Annotated in this window: 15 protein-coding genes and 1 tRNA gene; 10 read left to right on the top strand and 6 right to left on the bottom strand. The window is 70.0% G+C overall.

What is annotated here, in order from left to right; translation table 11 throughout:
• Nucleotides 1-165: 165 nt before the first annotated feature.
• Complete coding sequence (locus ABT130_RS43115; RefSeq protein WP_350965639.1) at nt 166-1,485, bottom strand: GH39 family glycosyl hydrolase; 1,320 nt, start codon at nt 1,483-1,485, stop codon at nt 166-168.
• 295 nt (nt 1,486-1,780) lie between these two features.
• Entirely contained in the window at nt 1,781-2,806 is a 1,026-nt protein-coding gene (locus tag ABT130_RS43110) for a phosphotransferase family protein (RefSeq protein ID WP_350965637.1), read from the bottom strand.
• 197 nt (nt 2,807-3,003) lie between these two features.
• Between ABT130_RS43110 and ABT130_RS43105 the strand changes: the two genes are divergently transcribed.
• Complete coding sequence (locus tag ABT130_RS43105) at nt 3,004-4,089, top strand: GNAT family N-acetyltransferase (RefSeq protein WP_350965635.1); 1,086 nt, start codon at nt 3,004-3,006, stop codon at nt 4,087-4,089.
• A gap of 34 nt (nt 4,090-4,123) precedes the next feature.
• On the opposite strand, the gene pdxR is transcribed toward ABT130_RS43105, so the two are convergent.
• The gene (pdxR, locus tag ABT130_RS43100; RefSeq protein ID WP_350965633.1) at nt 4,124-5,518 is read right to left on the bottom strand and encodes a MocR-like pyridoxine biosynthesis transcription factor PdxR; all 1,395 of its coding nucleotides are present in this window, start codon (nt 5,516-5,518) and stop codon (nt 4,124-4,126) included.
• A 67-nt stretch (nt 5,519-5,585) separates the two neighbouring features.
• Between pdxR and ABT130_RS43095 the strand changes: the two genes are divergently transcribed.
• The 7 genes from ABT130_RS43095 to ABT130_RS43065 all read left to right on the top strand — a co-directional run bounded on the left by ABT130_RS43095 (nt 5,586) and on the right by ABT130_RS43065 (nt 11,855).
• Nucleotides 5,586-6,230, top strand: a complete 645-nt coding sequence (locus tag ABT130_RS43095; RefSeq protein ID WP_350965631.1) for a pyridoxamine 5'-phosphate oxidase family protein — start codon at nt 5,586-5,588, stop codon at nt 6,228-6,230.
• A 179-nt stretch (nt 6,231-6,409) separates the two neighbouring features.
• On the top strand, nt 6,410-8,086 hold the full coding sequence (locus tag ABT130_RS43090; RefSeq protein WP_350965629.1) for a serine/threonine-protein kinase: 1,677 nt from the start codon (nt 6,410-6,412) through the stop codon (nt 8,084-8,086).
• Between the two features lie 19 nt (nt 8,087-8,105).
• Nucleotides 8,106-9,524, top strand: a complete 1,419-nt coding sequence (locus ABT130_RS43085; protein ID WP_350965627.1) for a protein kinase family protein — start codon at nt 8,106-8,108, stop codon at nt 9,522-9,524.
• 55 nt (nt 9,525-9,579) lie between these two features.
• The gene (locus tag ABT130_RS43080) at nt 9,580-10,671 is read left to right on the top strand and encodes a DUF2510 domain-containing protein (RefSeq protein ID WP_350965625.1); all 1,092 of its coding nucleotides are present in this window, start codon (nt 9,580-9,582) and stop codon (nt 10,669-10,671) included.
• 21 nt (nt 10,672-10,692) lie between these two features.
• A complete protein-coding gene (gene orn, locus ABT130_RS43075) occupies nt 10,693-11,295 on the top strand; it encodes an oligoribonuclease (RefSeq protein WP_350921144.1) in 603 nt (200 codons plus the stop codon).
• A 76-nt stretch (nt 11,296-11,371) separates the two neighbouring features.
• A tRNA-His gene (locus tag ABT130_RS43070) sits at nt 11,372-11,447 on the top strand.
• A gap of 153 nt (nt 11,448-11,600) precedes the next feature.
• Nucleotides 11,601-11,855, top strand: coding sequence for a helix-turn-helix domain-containing protein (locus ABT130_RS43065; RefSeq protein WP_350965623.1), 255 nt, complete (start codon nt 11,601-11,603; stop codon nt 11,853-11,855).
• On the opposite strand, the gene lat is transcribed toward ABT130_RS43065, so the two are convergent.
• Both lat and trhA read right to left on the bottom strand, forming a co-directional pair.
• Complete coding sequence (gene lat, locus ABT130_RS43060) at nt 11,797-13,203, bottom strand: L-lysine 6-transaminase (RefSeq protein ID WP_350965621.1); 1,407 nt, start codon at nt 13,201-13,203, stop codon at nt 11,797-11,799. The genes ABT130_RS43065 and lat overlap by 59 nt on opposite strands.
• A gap of 262 nt (nt 13,204-13,465) precedes the next feature.
• Nucleotides 13,466-14,134, bottom strand: coding sequence for a PAQR family membrane homeostasis protein TrhA (trhA, locus tag ABT130_RS43055; RefSeq protein WP_350921137.1), 669 nt, complete (start codon nt 14,132-14,134; stop codon nt 13,466-13,468).
• Nucleotides 14,135-14,291: 157 nt separating this feature from the next.
• Between trhA and ABT130_RS43050 the strand changes: the two genes are divergently transcribed.
• Together ABT130_RS43050 and ABT130_RS43045 are read left to right on the top strand one after the other, a co-directional pair.
• Nucleotides 14,292-15,140 (top strand): spermidine synthase, encoded by an 849-nt coding sequence (locus ABT130_RS43050; protein WP_350921134.1) that lies wholly within the window; start codon nt 14,292-14,294, stop codon nt 15,138-15,140.
• Between the two features lie 96 nt (nt 15,141-15,236).
• Nucleotides 15,237-16,223: a pirin family protein gene (locus tag ABT130_RS43045; RefSeq protein WP_350965619.1), complete on the top strand. Its 987-nt coding sequence runs from the start codon at nt 15,237-15,239 to the stop codon at nt 16,221-16,223.
• A gap of 182 nt (nt 16,224-16,405) precedes the next feature.
• On the opposite strand, the gene ABT130_RS43040 is transcribed toward ABT130_RS43045, so the two are convergent.
• Complete coding sequence (locus tag ABT130_RS43040; protein WP_350965617.1) at nt 16,406-16,972, bottom strand: superoxide dismutase family protein; 567 nt, start codon at nt 16,970-16,972, stop codon at nt 16,406-16,408.
• Nucleotides 16,973-17,158: the final 186 nt, after the last annotated feature.

The raw sequence follows: 17,158 nt of genomic DNA, 5'->3' as shown, positions 1-17,158 counted from the left end.
GATCGGTCAGGTGGTGTCTCGCAAGGCGGAGGAGGGAGCCGCAGCGTGCTGCGGTGACCGACGACAACGCGGCGAGGCGCCGCCTGGGCGACCGCGGTAGGCAAAAGATCCGCAGGACAGGGCCTAGCCTGCCAGGTGGATCGGGCCGTAGCGATGCGGCGAGGCTCACGCGCCGGTGCGCTCGCTCCACCTGACCTCGTACGGCTTCAGCTCGAACTGCTTGCCGTCCACGGTGGTGCTCGCGGCCGCGTCGGTGGTGTTGACCATCACGAGCTGCCGCTCCTGGGCGAGGACTCGCACCTTCTCGTTGGAGGAGGTGACCGTCTCCAGCTTGGTCCCGAGCGGGAACCACTTGGTGAAGCCGCTCAGGATGCCCGCCATGGGCATCTCCGCACCGGTGCTCGGGTGCCACAGGCAGCCCAGGCAGACCTGGTCGTCGCCGGTGGACTTGCGCTGGGGGCTCCAGTAGAGCGAGGTGGTGGCGCCGCTGGTGGCGAACTCCATCATCGCCGCGGTCTGCACCGCGATGCGGCGCTCCTCACTCCAGTCCCTGCTGTCCGGCTCGACGTACCACTCGGCCCACCAGACCGGCAGGTCGCCGCTCTTCTGCCGCAGCCAGGTGGTGAGGGCGCCGAACTTGCCCAGGGCGGTGAACTCGTCGGGGTAGGCACCGGCCTCCCTGGTGACCGAGGCTCCGTCGACGACGATGAAATCGGCGCCCTTCTTCTTCTCGATCCAGTACTCGACCGCCTCCAGGTCACGCTGGATGACGCTCCCCCACGGCCCCTGGATCTCCGCCCCCTGTTCGGGAACGGTGGTGCTGCCGACCGACACGTACGGCCCGCCGACCTTGATGTCCTTGTCGACGGCCTTCAGCGCGTCGTAGACCTTGTTGTAGAGCTCGGTGTAGCCCTCGATGTCCCAGCGGTTCTGGGCGTTGTTCCAGAAACCCTTCAGCTCGTTCCAGACCATGAAGTGCTTGACCGTGGGGTAGCGCCTGGCGACCGTCGCGGCGAGCTTCGCGTAGTCGTCGAAGTGCTCGCGCCGGGGCGCCGTCTCCAGTTGCGTCCAGTCGGTCCGGCCGGAGGTGCCGCCCTTCATCCAGTCGGGCGAGCAGCAGAGCGTGATGATCGGGATGGCCTGGGACCTGGACATGAACTTGATGCGACGGTCGAGGTCGCGGAAGTCGTTCTTGCCGGGCGCGGGCTCGGGGTTGCCCGCGCCCCAGCCCATGATGTGCTGGTTCTGCAGCATCGGGACCCGGCTGAGCATGTGGGAGGCGGCCTCGGTGACCGCGCCGCTCTCGTTGTCGGCGCTGAACTCGGTGTGGGTGATGCCCCAGCGTGGCCAGTCCTGGACCGCGGGTGGTTCCTCCAGTGTCGGCGCCGCCTGCGTGGGAGGAATTGTCATGCGCTGTCCGCGGGGAATGTCCGGTTTGGCGGCGAAGGCGATGATGCCCACCACCAGCACCACCGTTACCGCCATCGCTCCCAGTGCGACCGGCCAGGCCGGGCGCCGTCGCTGGTGCCGTCCGTTAGTCGGTATCACCGATTCCTCAATCCTCGCAGGTCAACGAATGTAGCGTTCCACAACGACAACGGACGTGACGGTGAGCCGAGCTGCTTCACAGACAAGCGTTACCGGTCGCGTCGCCAGCGTATCCATGGCGACTTGCATGACGGTTGAAAGCCAGAAGTAGTTCCCGTCATACCCCGCTCACCGGGCCGTGCGGCACCCACGACCACGGGTCCGAAGGTGGACGGCGACCGCGACCGCGGGTTCAGCCCTCCAGGACCCGCAGCGCCCGGTGGACGAGTGTGGGAACAGCGGCGCCGATGTGCTCGAAGCCCTCACCGACGGTCTTGCCCTGCTTGAACCTGGCGTGGATGCCCTCCACGATGACGGCGAGCTTGTAGTTGCCGAAGGCCAGGTAGAAGTCCAGGTCGGACAGGTCTGCGCCGGAGACCTTGGCATAGTGTGCGGCGAACTCGCGGGCGGTGAGGAAGCCGGGGGCCACGGTGACGCCCGCCGCGACCGGGATCGAGGCGCGCTCGGTGTCGCCGGGGTCCTGCCAGTAGGTGAGGGTGAGGCCGAGGTCCGCCAGGGGGTCGCCGAGCGTGGACATCTCCCAGTCGACGACGGCGAGGATGTCGGGGTCCGGCGAGATTCGCACGAGCGTGTTGTCGAGCCGGTAGTCACCGTGGACCAGTGTCGAGGCCGAACGGGCGGGCAGGCGCTCGCGCAGCAGGGCCACCAGGCGGTCGTAGGCGGGCAACTCGCCGGTCTTCGACCGTTCCCACTGCTGTCCCCAGCGCTCCAGCTGGCGGGCCATGTATCCCTCGGGGCGTCCGAAGTCCCCCAGGCCCGCCTTCTCGTAGTCGATCGCGTGGATCGCGGCGAGCACCTCGGCCAGCCGCTCCGACAGTCTCCGGGCCTGCTCGGGGGTGAGATCCCGGGTGTCCTCCCGGCTCCGCACGGCCGCGCCGTCCACGTGCGCCATGAGGTAGAACGGCGCCCCGATCACGTCCTGGTCGTCGCAGAAGGCGACCGGCTCCGGCACCGGGACCGAGGTCGGCGCGAGCGCCGAGATCACCCGCCACTCGCGCCTCATGTCGTGGGCGGTCGGCAGCACGTGGCCCAGCGGGGGCCGGCGCAGCACCAGGCGGCGCCCGGGGGTCTCGACGATGTACGTCAGGTTGGACCTGCCACCGGCGATCAGGGAGACCCCGGTGGGCTCGCCGACGCCGGGGACGTTGGCCGCGATCCATTCGACGAGGCGGGACCAGTCGATGCCAGGGGTGCTCATGGCCCCCATTAGAACGCCACTCGGGTGAGTGGCGCCAGCCGGGACCTCACAATGAGATCCCGAAACGTTGCCTCCCACACTGCGGGGAATTGCTTCCGTACTTTATCGTTACATTACGTCCCTACCAGCATGCTTGGGCTTTACGGCATCCTGCACAGGATGACGTAAGGGGACCCCGCACATCCCAGTAGGAGCTCATGCGCGTCTCAATCGTTCAGCCCCGTGATCTCGGACCGGTCGACATCGATCGCTGGAGGACTCTCCAGGGTGCCGACGCCGCTTTCGACAGCCCGTTCCTGTCGCCGGAATTCACAGTCACCGTCGGCGCCCTGCAGGAACGCGTCCGGGTCGCGGTGCTGCACGAAGGACAGGACGTGGTGGGGTTCTTCCCCTTCGAACGTCATCCGATGGGCATCGGCATGCCCGTGGCCGCGGGCCTGACCGACGCGCAGGGGCTGGTCCACGCCAAGGACGTGGAGATCGACGCGCAGCGCCTGATCAGGGCGTGCGGTTTGGCCGTCTACGAGTTCGACCACCTGATCGCCGGGCAGCCGCTGCTCCAGCCGGGGCACAGCAGGCACCCTTCACCGATCATCGATCTCCGCGACGGCTTCGAGTCGTACATCGAGACGATCAAGGTGACCTCCGGCAAGACCTACCGCTCGACGGCGTACAAGAGCCGCAAGCTCCAGCGTGACGCCGGGCCGCTCCGGCACGACTACGCCACCACCGACCTGGCGCCGCTGCGCACGCTGCTCGGCTGGAAGACCGAGCAGTACCGGCGCACCGGCCGCAACGACAGGTTCGCCCGGCCGTGGATCGTGGAGCTGGTCGAACGGTTCCTCGCCACCGACACCGAGCACTTCGGCGGGGTCCTCGACATGGTGTACGTGGACGACCGGCCGGTCGCCGGGCACTTCGGCCTGCGCACCGGCACCACGCTCGCGGGCTGGTTCCCCGCCTACGACACCGCCTTCGCGAAGTACTCCCCCGGCCTGATCCACCACCTTGCCATGGCCGAGAAGGCCGCCGAGGCCGGGATCGGAGTCATCGACATGGGCCGCGGGGAGAAGGAGTACAAGGAGAAGCTGAAGAACGGCGAGTACGAGGTCTCGGAGGGCCGGGTCGCCCGGCTGAGCCCCGGCGCCGGGGTCCACTGGATGCTGCGGGTGCCGGTGCGCAAGGCACGTGGCACGGTCCTGGCCAACCCGCTCCTGCGCACCACCGCCGACCGCGCGCTCAAGACGTACGGCCGCCTGCGAACGTCCCTGCAATCCCCCTGAGCAGGGTTCGCGGCGGTGTGGGAACGGTCCTTTCTCACCCGATCAGCTCGGCGACCACCGAGACGCCCCGCCTGACGTCCGCCTGCGACGCGGAGCCGTAGCCGATCACCAGGCCGTGCCGCAGCTGCGGCCCGTGGTAGTGGCGGGTCATCGAGTCGAGCAGCACGCCACGGGCACGGGCGGCCTCGACCAGCGGCGTGACCGCGTGCTCCGCGAGCTCCACCATGACGTGCAGGCCCGCGGTGTCGCCGATGACCCTGGAGCCGAGGATGTCGACGACCACGGCCCGGCGGCGCGCGTACTCCAGCCGCATCCGGCGCAGGTGCCGGTCCAGGTCCCCCCTCTCGCAGAGCACCGCCACCGCCTGCTGGGCCGGGCCGCCGGTGCGGTCGGCCAGGCCGTCCCTGGTCAGGGCGATGGCTTCGATGAGGCTCGGCCGGGCGACCAGCCAGCCGACGCCGATGTCCGGCGTCAGGGCCTTGCTCAGGCTGCCCAGCAGCACCACCCGCTCGGGACCGAGGCCGTGCAGGGCGGGCAGCGGCGCGACGTCGTAGCGGAACTCGGCGTCGTAGTCGTCCTCCACGAGGATCGCACCGGTGCGGCGGGCCCAGGCGAGAAGGCGCTCCCTGCGCGGGATGGGCAGGCGGCCGCCGAGGGGGTACTGGTGGGCCGGAGTGGTGTAGAGGACACGCAGGTCATCCGGGAGGCGGTCGACGACGACCCCGTCCTCGTCGACCGGGCAGGGCACGATCTCCGCTCCCCTCCCGGCGAAGACGTTCCTGGCGACGCGGTAGCCGGGCTCCTCGACGCCGGCCCGGTCACCGGGCCGCAGGAGCGTGGCGGCGACCAGGTCGAGCCCGTTGCCGGTGCCCCGGGTGACCATGATGTTCTCCGGCCCGACGGGGATCGCCCTGGTCCTGCGCAGGTGCTCGGCCAGGGCCGTGCGGAGCCTGGGCAGGCCGCAGGGATCGGGGTCGCTCGCCGGTGGCAGGTCGGCCGCTCCGCGCCAGGCCCTGCGCCAGGCCGCCCGGTCGTAGTCGTGGACCCACGGCCGCCCGGGACGCAGGTCGATCACCCGCCCGCTGTCCCCCGGCGGGACATCCTGGCCGGAAAGGGCGGCGGGAGGTGGCGCGAGGGGGCCGCGAGCGCGCTCGTTCGCGGGAGGGACCACCATGTCGGCCACGTAGGTGCCGGAGCCGTGGCGTCCTTCGAGCCAGCCTTCCGCGTACAGCTGCTGGTAGGCCTCGGTGACGACGGTGCGGCTGACCGCGAGCTGGCCGGCGAGGGCACGGGTGGAGGGCAGTCGCTCGCCGGAGGCGAGGGCGCCGTCGCGCATGGCGGCCCTGAGGCGGTCACCGAGCTGGACGGCGAGTGCCGTGCCGGACTCGCGGTCCACCGAAACGGGCAGGTCGACGGCGAGGCGCGGCAAAGTGGTCTCCTATAAGCGCATGGAAGTGGACATGTTCTCGATATCCACTTCTCTCTAGGCTAGTGCCATGCTCTCTACGACTCCCCGCACCACCCTCGGCCGCTCGAAGAACAGGGGCCTGACCTCTCGTGAGGATCTGTACGCGGTGCTGGACGCCGGGCTGGTCTGTCATCTGGGCGTCGTGGTCGACGGCTTCCCCATGGTCGTCCCCACCGGTTACGGCCGGATCGGCGACACCCTCTACGTGCACGGTTCCACCGGCGCCACCTCCCTGCGGAACGCGGACGAGGTCTGCGTCACGGTGACCCACCTGGACGGCATCGTGCTGGCCCGCTCGGCCTTCAACCACTCGCTCAACTACCGCTGCGCCATGGTCTACGGCCATGTCCGCCGGGTGGAGGACGGCGAGGAGCACCTGGCCGGGCTGCGGGCGATCACCGAGCAGCTGGCCCCCGGCCAGTGGGACGCCAGCCGCGCGCCCACCAGGAAGGAACTCGCCGCGACCACAGTGCTCGCCCTCTCCCTCGCCGAGGCGTCGGTGAAGGTGCGACAGGGCCCGCCGATCGACGAGGAGGAGGACTACGAGCTGCCGATCTGGGCGGGGGTCCTGCCGCTCCACCAGGTCTGGGGAGCTCCCGAGCCCGATCCCGCGATGACCGGGGACCTGGCCGTCCCCGCGCACATCGCGTCACGAACCATGCCCGTTCGTTAAGTCTCCGCGGCGGGACGACGCACCACGGGGCGCGCCTGTCCGTGCGAGACCCCGCCGCTCGTACCGATCACTCTATGAAGTGAGACTGATTCGCGATTAATGCGCGAAATGCGTTTCTCTATGGCTAAGCTACGGTCCGTCTGTTATGGGTGGGGGCCCAGACAACTGAGGAGACCGTTATGTACGGCACGCCATCGGCCTGGCGAGTCCCCGGATACACCGAGATCCGCGAACTGGGCACCGGTGCGGCGGGGCGTGTGGTGATGGCGCGGCACGATGCCGACGGCGTCCTGGTAGCGATCAAGTACCTGTCCGACGAGCTCAGGGGCGACGTCGGCTTCGTGGCGCGCTTCCGGCACGAGGCCAGGGTGCTCAACACCCTGAACAGCCCGCACTCCGTCCGGCTCTACGACTACGTCGAGACCGGCGACGGCGCGGCCATCGTCATGGAGCTGATCAACGGCGTCGCCCTGCGCGCGCTGCTGCGCTCGGAGGGGCCGACCGGCCCGGAGGCGGCGCTGCTCGTGCTCAAGGGCTCGCTCATGGGGCTGGCCGCCGCGCACTCGGCGGGCGTGGTGCACCGCGACTTCAAGCCCGAGAACGTGATGGTGGAGGCGGACGGGAAGAGCAAGCTCGTCGACTTCGGCATCGCGCTCCGCTCCGGCGACGGCGACGCCCCCGCGGGCACCCCGCCCTACATGGCCCCCGAGCAGTGGGTGGGCGGACCGGCCGGGCCCTCCACGGACGTCTACGCCGCCACCGTCGTGTTCTTCGAATGCCTGACCGGCACCCGCCCCTTCCGGGCCACGAACATCGCCGCGCTGGCCCGCCAGCACCAGGTCATGCCGCCGCCGGTCGAGGAGGTACCCCCGGCCCTGCAGGGACTGGTGGAGCGCGGCCTGGCCAAGCACGCCGCCGACCGGCCGCCGACCGCCTCCGCGTTCCTCACCGAGTTGGAGGCCGTGGCCGCCGACGCCTACGGTCCCGACTGGCAGGAGCGCGGCCGCCGCCGCCTGGCGGGGATCGTCGGGCTGCTGGCCGGGCTGTTCCCACTGGACGCGCCCGCCCCGGCGGCCGACACCTCGCTGGCCACGACCGAGCTCGGCGGCAAGGGGGGAAGGACCTCCTCGCTCAGCAAGCTGAGCGTCAAGATCCTCATTGGCGTCGGCTGCATCGCGGTGATCGGCGGGCTGACCGCGGTACTGGTCGGATCGGGCGGCACCACGAAGATCCAGCCGCAGAGTTCCGCCGTCACGAAGGACCCGACCCCCTCGGACCCGCTGGAGACGGTGCTCCCCGGGGACGACGGCGACGAGCTCGACGAGCCTGATGAGCCCGCGGAGGCGTCACCGACCGCGGGCGCGCCCTCCGCGACCCCCACGCCGAGCAGCACCGCCTCGGGCCTCCCGCCCGCGCCGACCACCACGACTCCCTCCAAGACGCCCTCCAAGACGCCCAAGGCGTCGGCGACGCCCACCAGGAAGCCGACCGCGCGGCCGACCAGTAAGCCGACCGAGTCTCCCTCCCCCGAGGAGAGCTCCACGCTCAGCAATCCCGGCAAACCGGATACTCCCGCGACCAGACCGCCGTCCCCGACGGCGACCCCGACCCAGCCGTCGGCCTCCCCCACCCGGACGCGGCCGACGACGCAGCCGACCACGCCCTCACCCACCGAGACGACCCCCGAGGGAACCCCGACCTCCGAGGAAACCCCTCGGCTCACCAGCTCGCCCCTGCCCCCCGTCGAGACGGCCCCCTCGGCACTCCTCGCGCTGGGCCTGGTGACAAGCGGTGCCGTGCCGGTCACACTGGCCGTCAAGCGCGGCGTGGCGGGACGGCACAGGAGACGCCGGTAACCAGGGAACGGGCAGAATCATGAACACTGACCGGGGCGGTGTCGCCGGATTCCGGTTGATCGGTCCTACCTGGGCCGGCGACCTGGGAATCTGGTCGTCGGCCGTCGCGGCCGACGGACGGCGGGGAGGCGCGCTCAGGTTCGATCCGCGACTGGTCGCCGATCCCTCGGCCCGCGAGAGGCTGATCGCGGCCGTGGTCGCCGACCGCAGGCTCACGCAGAGCGGCCTGACCGGGCTGGTCCCGATCGCCGACCTCATCACGGCCCAGGACGAGGTCTGGCTGATCACCTCGGAGCCGGCGGCACCGACGGTGCGCGACCTGCTGTCCGGAGTCGCTGGATCACCCGGGCCCGACGCGGGCAGCGCGGCCACGGTCCTGATGGAGACGGCGCGGGTGCTGCTGGCCGTCCACTCCTCCGGGCTCGTCCACGGTGAGCTTCACCCGGGCACCGTGGTGATCGCCCCGGACGGGTCGGCGCTGCTCGCCGAGCGGGGGCTGCTCGACGCGCTGCTCGGCCGCCCGCCCGCGCCGGAGCGGGACGTGGCCGCCTGGGCGTCGCTCGCCCGGGGGCTGGCCGCCACCTGGGCCTCGGCCGACCGGGAAGCCGCGGGGCTGCTGGAACGGGTGGCGGCGACGGCCTCCATCCGGGGGCTCGCCGCCGCGCGCGACGCCCTGCTCGCCGGGCGTGACGTGCTGCCCTCCGGGTTCACCACCCGTGACAGGCTCGCGGAGACCCTGCACCGATGGCCGACGTATGAGACGCCCGGCCGGGGAGGGCCCCCGCCGCCCGTGCCGGCCGCCCCCGACGAGGGGGAGATCGTCACGCTGCTCCACGTTCCGGGAACCGGCGAGCAGCGAACCCTGGGGGCCGACGAGCACCGGCCCGAGGACGTGGTCCTGCGGTTCGGCCCTGGGGTGCCCGCCGAGACCACGGCCGCCCAGATCTGGCGGGCCGGCCGGGACCAGCAGCAGACCGAGCCGCCCTCCGACAGGCTCAGGGCCGCCGCGGTCCCCCATGCCCGGCGGCGTCGCGGTCGTACGATCCTCTCCTCGGCGATCCTCGCGCTGATGGTCGTGGGCGCGCTGGCGCTCTGGCTGTTCCGCGGTTCGTCGACACCGTTTGAGGTGACGAAGGTGGACGTCAGCGCCCCCAGGAAGACCCAGGGCTGCGACACGACGGTGAAGATCACCGGTGTCCTGCACACCAACGGCGCGGGCGGGGAGGTCAGCTACCAGTGGAAGCGGAGCGACCGCAAGGAGCCGATCGTGCAGACCGACCAGATCTCGTCCGGGGCGACCTCGCACAAGGTGAGCCTGGACTGGACGGTCAAGGGCGAGGGAAGTTTCAAGGGAACCATCACCCTGTCGCTGCTCTCGCCGGCCCCCGAGGGCAAGAAGATCCAGGACAGAGCCACCTTCACCTACAAATGTTCATGAGTGATCCGCAAGGTCCACAATGCAGTACAAAGCCGTTCTTACTACTCTGACGGCCATGACCACGCAGACCCCCTCCGGCTGGTACCCCGATCCCTACGGCTCGCCGCTGTTGCGGTGGTGGGACGGCCACCAGTGGACCGATGCCACCCATCAGGCGGATGTCCCCACAGGGCAGGGCATGCCTCAGGGATCGCAGACCGGCCCATTTTCCTCCCAGCCTCCCCCCGAGGGACAGGCGACGGCGCCCTCGCCGGGAGAGCCCGCGGGAACGGGCCCGACCGGCCAGTGGAACCAGCAGACCATGCAGCAGGGACCGGCGGGCACTGGGCAGCCGAACGGCAACACGGCGCAGATGCCCCTCCCGCCGTACGGCGTTCACCCGTCCGGGCCGCCGCCGCGCAAGAGCGGTCCGCTCCCGTGGATCCTCGGCGGTGGCGGCGCGCTGGTCCTGATCGTCGTGATCGTGGTCGCCGCGATGTATCTGATCAACCCCGACAGCAGGAACGAGGCCGGCGAGCCCGTCACGCCCCGTACGCCGCCTCCCTCGGCGAGCCGGGAACCCAGCCGGGAGCCGACCCCCGAGCCGACGCCCTCGCAGAGCCCGCCGCCCCAGCCGGTGGACGGGCGCATCACCGACCCCGTGACCGGCCTGTCCTACCAGATCCCCGAAGGGCCGTGGCAGGTACCTCCCAGCTCCGGCGGCGGGCTCGGGTTCACCTGGAACAGCGCGGTCGTCGCCACCGCCCAGGAGAACTTCGACGGCAGGGGCGGCAACTGGGTCGGCAACGTGCTGACCGGCGAGCTTCCCGACCAGTACGGCTACCAGGGTGTCGAGAGCATGCGCTCGGTCGCCGCGACGTTGCTGCAGGTCATCGAGCCCAACTTCTACAGCCCCCCGCACCGCCGGAAGATCGTCGAGGACAAGGCGGTCAAGGTGAGCGGCAAGGACGCCTGGCTGTTCGTCTTCGACCTGGACTTCTCCGAGCAGTCCGAGGCCAACGGCTGGAAGTGGAAGCGGGAGCGAGCCGCGTTCCTGATCGTCGACCGGGGTGAGGGCAGCCGAGCGGCGCTGGCCTACATCAGCGTGCCCGACAATCTCGGCATCTCAACGGTGGACAAGGTGATCAAGTCATTCAAGCTCTCGTAACGGAGTACTACCCTGAAGGCTATGAGTGACCTGCTGGTCTGGATCGACTGTGAGATGACCGGGCTTGACCTTGGCCGTGACGCGCTCGTCGAGGTGGCCTGCGTGGTCACCGACGGCGAGCTGAACCAGCTTGACGAAGGTGTGGACGTGGTCATCAAACCCCCGCCCGAGTCCATCGAGCAGATGTCGGAGGTGGTGCGCGAGATGCACACCGCCTCCGGCCTGCTGGACGCGCTGAGCGAGGGCGTCACGCTGGCCGAGGCCGAGTCCATGGTGCTCGAATACATCAAGGGACACATCAAGGAGCCGAAGAAGGCTCCGCTGTGCGGCAACTCCATCTCCACCGACCGGTCGTTCCTCTCCCGGGACATGGCCGCCGTGGACGCCTTCCTGCACTATCGGATGATCGACGTCTCCTCGGTGAAGGAACTGGCCCGGCGCTGGTACCCACGGGTCTACTTCGCCTCGCCCGAGAAGCAGGGCGGCCACCGCGCGCTGGCCGACATCGTCGAGAGCATCCGGGAACTGCGCTACTACCGCGCGGCGGTCTTCGTACCCCAGCCGGGACCCGACTCCGCCACCGCCAGGGAACTGGCCGAGACCGTGTCCGCGCGAAAACCCTGACCGGCTCGCGGGAAACCCGGTACGAAACGACTCCCAAAGACCGCTACACTTTTCATGTGCTGCCACGGCGGCGATGGTGGGCGTAGCTCAGTTGGCAGAGCGCTAGGTTGTGGTCCTAGATGCCGGGGGTTCAAGTCCCCTCGCTCACCCCATGAGAACGGCCGGTCCCTCGGGACCGGTCGTTCTGCATTTCCACTCCCGTTACCCACCAAAAGTGGATATTGCGGGTTATGCTCGCAGCTATCGCTACGCCGTAGGATCGGGGGGTTTCGGCGACCTGACCGTGTTGCAACCACGGAGGCCGGATGAGAGTCGACGATGCCACGTTCGACGCGGAACCCACAGCCGTGACGGGCTTGAGCAGGCGCGAGACCGAGGTCATGGAACTGATCGCGACGGGTCGTTCCAACGGGCAGATCGCCCAGCACCTGTTTCTGAGCGAGAAGACCGTGAAGAACCATGTGAACCGGATATACGCCAAGCTGGGGGTCGACTCGCGGGTCACCGCGATCGATCTGTGGCTGGAACGGGCCGCGCGCGAGGACCCTCAGCACTACTGAAGGGCGACACGACGTCTCCGGACCGCTTCGGAGCCGTCGGGCCCGACCGGGCGGGGCGCCTCGGGCGGCGGGAGACCTCCAGGGCGCGGGCGATGGCGGACGTGCCCTCCCTCAGTTCCTCGGAGGCGATCGAGAGCGCCGGGCGCAACCGTACCGAGCGCTCGCCGCAGGGCAGGACCAGCACGCCCTCATCCTCCCTGAGCGTGGCCACCAACAGGTCGCGCCGCGCGGCGTCCGGCAGGTCGAACGCGCACATCAGGCCGCGCCCCCGGGCGTTCTCCACCAGGCCGGGGAAGCCCGCCTGGATCTCCAGCAGCGCCTTGAGGAGCTCGGCGCCGAGCCTGCCCGCACGCGGGATCAGGCCGTCGCGCTCCACGATCTCCAGCATCCGGCGGGAGCGGACCATGTCGACCAGCCCTCCGCCCCAGGTCGAGTTGATCCTGCCGCTGATCTGGAACACGTTGTCCGGCACCTCGTCGACCCTGCGGCCCGCCATGATCCCGCCCACCTGGACCTTCTTCCCGAAGGCCACCACATCGGGACTCAGGCCAAGTTGCTGGTAGGCCCAGGGGGTGCCCGTGGTCCCGGCACCGGTCTGCACCTCGTCCAGGACGAGGAGGGCGTCATGCTCGTGGCAGAGCCGTTCCATCGCGAGCAGGAACTCCGCCCGCATGTGGTTGTCGCCGCCCTCCCCCTGGATGGGCTCGGCGATGAAGCAGGCAATGTCGTGGGGATGGCGCTCGAAGGCCGCCCGCGCCGCGGCCAGGGATCTCTCCTCGGCCGCCTCGACGTCGCCGAGGTGGATCGCGGGCACCTCGATCCTGGGCCAGTCGAACTTCGGGAACCGGTCGGTCTTGATCGGGTCGGTATTGGTCAGCGAGAGCGTGTAGCCGCTGCGCCCGTGGAAGGCGCGGGTGAGGTGGAGCACCTTGCCGCCGAGCTCGGGTGAGCGCCCCCGCGAGGCGTTGAGACGGCTCTTCCAGTCGAAAGCGCACTTCAGCGCGTTCTCCACGGCGAGGGCTCCGCCCTCCACGAAGAACAGGTGCGGCAGCTCGGGGTCACCGAGCACCCTGGCGAACGTGTCGGCGAAGTCGGCGAGGTGGGAGGTGTAGAGGTCGGAGTTGGCGGGCTTGTTCGCGGCGACGTGGCCGAGTAGCGCCAGGAACTCGGGGTCGTCGTCGAACGGGTTCACCCCGAGCGGGGCCGAGGCGAAGAAGCTGTAGAAGTCCAGGTAGCTCCGGCCGGTGTGGGCGTCGACGAGCCGGGAACCTCGGCTCCGTTCGAGGTCCAGCACCAGCCGGTAGCCGTCGACGAGTAGATGACGAGCGAGACGGGCGTGCACGTCCATGTCCCCTCCACGGTGATCCGAAGAGATGATCCCCCGTCATTGACACATCTACACGGAGACATTACGCACTGGAGGCGGTTCTTGTGAAGATTTTTCGGTTTAACGGCGCTCTAGGCATGTATGCCCAGGTGCCGGGACCGAACGGCCCGAGCCCCTCTCGATGACCGTCTCCCTTCCCGGGGACCACTCCTTCCGAGACCACAAATCAGTCAAATCAACCTGCCGCAGGTTGGGCCGGGTCAGTTCGCCGGAGAACGGCACGTTACGCCGCCGCGTAGACCACCAGGGAGACCGCCACGTACTGCACCAGGTAGGCGGCGACGGTGAAGGCGTGGAAGACCTCGTGGAAGCCGAACCACCGGGGGGAGGGGTCTGGCCGCCTCATGGCGTACACGACGCCGCCCGCCGTGTAGAGCACCCCGCCGAGGAAGACCAGGGCCACCGCGACCACGCCCGCGCCCCGCACGAGCTGCGGCAGCACGAAGACAGCGGTCCAGCCGAGGCCGATGTAGAGGGCGGTCGAGAGCCACCGGGGGGCGTTGACCCACAGCACCCGGAAGAGCACCCCGGCGATCGCACCCGCCCAGATCACGCCGAGCACCACCGCGTCGGCCGGAGCGTCCAGGGCGAGCAGCGCGAACGGGGTGTAGGTGCCCGCGATGATCAGGTAGATGTTGGCGTGGTCGAGCCGGTGGAGCACCTCCTCCGTGCGTGGGGAGAGCACCCCCCGGTGGTAGGTGGCCGAGATCCCGAAGAGCAGGCCGGAGGTGATCGCGTAGACCGCGGCGGCGATCCTCGCCTGCGGAGTGGGCCCCAGCGCGACCAGGACGAATCCCGCGACGAGTGCCACGGGGAGCGCCCCGGCGTGCAACCAGCCGCGGAGGCGGGGCTTGACGGACTCGGCGAGCGTTTCTGCGACGGTCGTGGCCATAAACCTACGGTAGCGTAAGTTACGTCATCGTAGGTTGTGATTCTCCCTACACGCCGCGGCCGTGGACCGGCGTCCCCTCCAGCCGGGACCCGCCGTAGTGGAAACGGGGCATATGGTTTCTCTCCGGGTTCACGTCGCGGAAAAGAGGATCCAGCTGATGGGCAGGCGGGAAGCACGGGAGCCGATGCCGGGACGGTATCCGGTGACCTTCGGCGAGGTGGACCTGCTGCAGGACCTCGACAGGCCCTCCGGCTGGGTGGTCTCCAAGGACGGCGTGCCGCAGTCGTACGTCGACCTCGACGACGCCACCTACCTCGACTTCGAGTACGTCCAGCTGATGGCCGACGTCGTCGACCTGCTCGCCGAGGGTCCGCTGGACGCGGTGCACGTGGGCGGTTGCGCCTGCACCCTGCCCCGCTACGTCGCGGCGACCCGTCCCGGGTCCCGGCAGATCGTCGCCGAGCCCGACGAGGGGCTCGTCCAGCTCGTCAGGGACCAGCTCCGGCTGAAGTCGGTGCCCCGGCTCAAGGTCAGGCTCCTCGACGGCCGCACCGCCACCGCCGGGCTCGGGGACGACTCGGCCGACCTGCTCGTGCTGGACGCCTTCAGCGGTGCCACGATGCCGATCGAGCTGGCCACCTCCGAGTACATGGGAGACGTCGCCCGCGTCCTGCGCGCCACCGGCACCGTGCTGATCAACGTCGCCGACGGCAAGGGGCTGGCCTTCACCCGCCGGGTGCTCGCCACCGTCCGCGAAACCTTCCCTCAGGTGGCGCTGCTCGCCGAGCCGGGCATCATGCGGGGCCGCCGCTTCGGCAACCTCATCGTCGCCGCCTCCCGGATGCCGCTCCCCGTCTCCGACCTGACCCGCAGGGCCGCGGGCGGCCTCACCCAGGCCCGCTGCGTGTACGGCGAGGACATCGTCAGGTTCATCGCCGGAGCCCGCCCGCTGCACGACGGCGACGCCGTGGTCACCCCGGTCCCCCCGCCCGCGGTCTTCGGCTGACCCGCGACCGGCCCGTTTCCCCGATCTCGTCCGCCATGGAATAGTTGAAACATCAACTGAGTTGTCGCCTGCGAACATCGCAGGAAGGAATCCACAATGCCGGCCGTGACCGTAGAGAACCTACTGACCCTGCCCCGCCTGCCTCAGCCGCTGAACGCGGTCCGCGAGCGCCAGGTGCTGGCGATCACCACAGCCCCGAGCGGATTCGAGGGAGAGGGCTTCCCGGTCCGCAAGGCACTCGCGACGATCAAGCCCCAGTATCTCGACCCGTTCATCATGATGGACCAGATGGGCGAGGTCGACTACGCACCGGGCGAGCCCAAGGGCACCCCCTGGCACCCGCACCGGGGCTTCGAGACCGTCACCTACATGATCGACGGCGTGATGGAGCACGCCGACTCGCATGGCGGCGGCGGCACGATCTCCGACGGCGACACCCAGTGGATGACGGCCGGCGGCGGAATCCTGCACAAGGAGGCTCCCCCGGAGTGGCTGGTCGCCAAGGGCGGCCTGTTCCACGGGATCCAGCTCTGGGTCAACCTCCCCGGCAAGGAGAAGATGGTCGCACCGAAGTACCAGGACATCGGCAGGACCAACGTCGTCCTGCTCAGCAGCCACGACGGCGGGGCGCTGGTCCGCCTGATCGCGGGCGAGGTCGGCGAGTTCACCGGCCCCGGCTCCACCAGGACACCGATCACCCTGCTGCACGCCTCGCTGAGCCCCGGCTCCCAGCTGACGCTCCCCTGGCGCAAGGATTTCAACGCGCTCGCGTACGTCCTGTCGGGCCACGGCACCGCGGGCGGCGACCGGCAGCCGATCGAGTCTGGCCAGCTGGCCGTCTTCGACGGCTTCGGCAGCCTTCCGGGGCTGGGCACCGACGGCGAGACCATCACGCTGTCGGCGGCCGGCACCCAGGAGAGCCGGAGCCCCAACATGGAGGTCATCGTGCTCGGCGGGCGCCCGATCGGCGAGCCGGTCGCGCACTACGGGCCGTTCGTGATGAACACCCAGGCGGAGCTCGCCAAGGCGTTCGAGGACTACCAGGCGGGCCGCCTCGGCACCATCCCCGCGGGCCACGCCTGATCACGGAGCGCCGGGGCACCGGACGCCCGGGGGTGTGTTTTATGGATCTTCGCCGTAGCGAGGATCGCCCAGACGGATGCCCCGCAAGGAGGAGCTCATAACGGAGTTATGGGCGACGACGACAACACCGCGGGACGCCGTCTGGGCGACCGCGGTAGGCGGAAAGATCCGCAAAACACACCCTAGGACTGGATGAGGGTGACGCAGGCGACGCGGGGGCCCGCGGCGCCGGCCTCGGCGCCGGCGGTGCGGGTCGGCTCGGCATGGATCACCAACGATCTGGGCAGCCGGCCCGCGACGAACGCCCAGTCCCGGGTGGCGGTGGCGGCGGCCTCCCCCCGGGCGTCGGTGGTGAAGTCGAGCCAGACCTCGTTCTGGGCACTGGCGTGGGCGTGGGCGTGCTGGTAGTGCGGCCCGGCGTCCTCGGGCTTGAGACCGCACGGGTTGACGTGCAGGTGCACCCCGTAGGTGCGTCCCGGGAGCATGCCGGTGACGGTGACCGTGGAGGTGGCGAGCACCGCCCCCGACTCCGCGGTGACCCGGGCCGTGGCTCCCGGCGGCACCAGCGTGGTGTCGTAGGCGATGACGGAGGCACGAGGTCCGGGGGCGGAGAACACCCCGCCCCCGGTAAGGCGGATCTCCGCGCTTGAGGCGACGGCCGGGCCGTGCCCCGCAGGATGGGTGTCGGCGGCCCGCTCACCACAGCCGGCGCAGAGCAGGGCGACGGCGAGAACTCCCAGAATGCGCATCCATGATCTCCTTGGCGGGCCGGAACAGTGCAGCGCCCACCATAATCAGTAATCATGTGATCACACTGGGTATTGACCACTTCCGGCCTTCGTCTTCGCTCCCGGCCGGGAGCGCAGAGGGAGATGGGGGTTGTGGGGGGTTACCCCCGCCGGAACCGGGCGGGGTGGTGGGGTTGTGTTCGGAAT

The sequence above is a fragment of the Streptosporangium sp. NPDC001681 genome, from assembly GCF_040298085.1.
GTDB lineage: Bacteria > Actinomycetota > Actinomycetes > Streptosporangiales > Streptosporangiaceae > Streptosporangium.
Note: the sequence above shows the minus strand (reverse complement) of the source record. Positions and strands in the feature narration are given on the sequence as shown.